Consider the following 1,450-nt stretch of genomic DNA (forward strand, 5'->3'; position numbering starts at 1 on the left):
GCCGACGACCCCCGCACCCCGGTAGCCGCCTCCTACCAGGAAGTCACGGCCACCGGCGACCGCCAGCTCGCCATCACGTTCCGCACGGTCCACCCGGCAGACGGACGTCTGGTACTCGGCGGCGCGCTGGAGACGATATGGCGCGAACTCACCGGCGAGGCCCCCGCCGGATGGGGAACGGCGGAGCCTGCCAACCTGCCTTGGTCGCCACGCCAGTTGACCGACCTCGCCCACGAGAGGGCGCCGGAGGCGACCTGGTGCGTGGTGGTCGGCAGCCCGGACCGGCCCGGCCTCGCCACGGTGCGCGTCAACCGGACGAAGGCCGGCGTGGAGGAGTACGTCACGCTGATGTTCGGCTACGGAGGCGACGAGGCGCCGCCGGTGGACGCCCTGCCCAGGGCCGCGGAGCTGCTCGCCACCCGCCACCACCTCCTGTCGATGCTCGTCCAGATCCGCACAGCCCGCCGCGACCTGGCGGTGCCGCCCCGCTTCGAGGGACCCGGTGTCCCGCTCGCCTTCGTACTCGGCGCACAGGAGGTCCATCGGATGCCCGGCGACCGCGCACGGAACACGCCGCTGCCCCAGCCTCCTGTCTCCCTCGGCCCCAAGACCCGCCCCGCGCTGTATTACCCACTGCCGGGCGACCCGTTGGACCTGTCGGGCTGGCAGGACTTCGAGCGCCTGATGCAACATCTGAAAGGCGCGTGAGGACACCTGGACCGGCGGGCCGGCCCGCGGCCCTCCATACCAAACGCACTGCGGTGGGGGTGGGACGGACAGCGACTCTGAGCCGTTGTCACACCCTCGTCATAGCATCGGTATTGCGGTTTGCAGCGACGATCCGCAGTTGATAGGCATGACCGTACATTTGATCGTCGAGTCCGGGGGGAGTCCGATGAAGTTCGACATGGGAGCGCAGACGCTCTCGACGCTGAGGTCGAAGTCGCAGGGGTCGGGTACGGAGCTGGGGAGTCTGATTCGTCAGCTCGTGCAGGCGGGCCAGCCGTTGGAAGGCAAGTTCAACGGGTCGGGCAAGGCCGCGTTCGACTCGTTCAAGTCGCGCGCGGACGAGATCTCGGCGGCGTTGAACAGTGCGCTGGGCGCGATTGTGGGCGGTCAGTCGGGCATGGAGTCGGCCTTCAGCTCCGGTGACCAGGAGCAGGCCGACAACGCTCGGTCGCAGATGTCGGCGGCGAACTTCGACGCGGCCCGCTTCTCGGGCCGCTGAGGGCTCGGTTACGGCGGAAGTACTCAGGTTCCAGGGATCTCAGGGGGAGTGATTGTGATGGCTGCTGGCATGGACCGTCGTTCGTACGACTCGGGTGCGTCGGCGGAGGCGCAGGGCAACATCCAGGCGGTGATCGCGCGCCTGGAGCAGGTGATGGCGGCGCGTGATGCGCAGGTGAAGGCGGCGATGGCGGACTTCGCGGCGGATGGTGTCGCGGAGGAG

At 69.2% G+C, this 1,450-nt stretch carries 2 protein-coding genes; both read left to right on the plus strand.

The features are described 5' to 3' along the window. A partial coding sequence (locus ACIRPT_RS40905) for a DUF6177 family protein (protein WP_403836969.1) occupies positions 1-708 on the plus strand: 708 nt, incomplete at its 5' end. 187 nt (positions 709-895) lie between these two features. Then, positions 896-1,228: a hypothetical protein gene (locus ACIRPT_RS40910; protein WP_403836971.1), complete on the plus strand. Its 333-nt coding sequence runs from the start codon at positions 896-898 to the stop codon at positions 1,226-1,228. Positions 1,229-1,450 lie beyond the last annotated feature (222 nt).

The sequence above is a fragment of the Streptomyces sp. NPDC101227 genome, from assembly GCF_044767545.1.
In the GTDB taxonomy this organism is placed as follows: domain Bacteria; phylum Actinomycetota; class Actinomycetes; order Streptomycetales; family Streptomycetaceae; genus Streptomyces.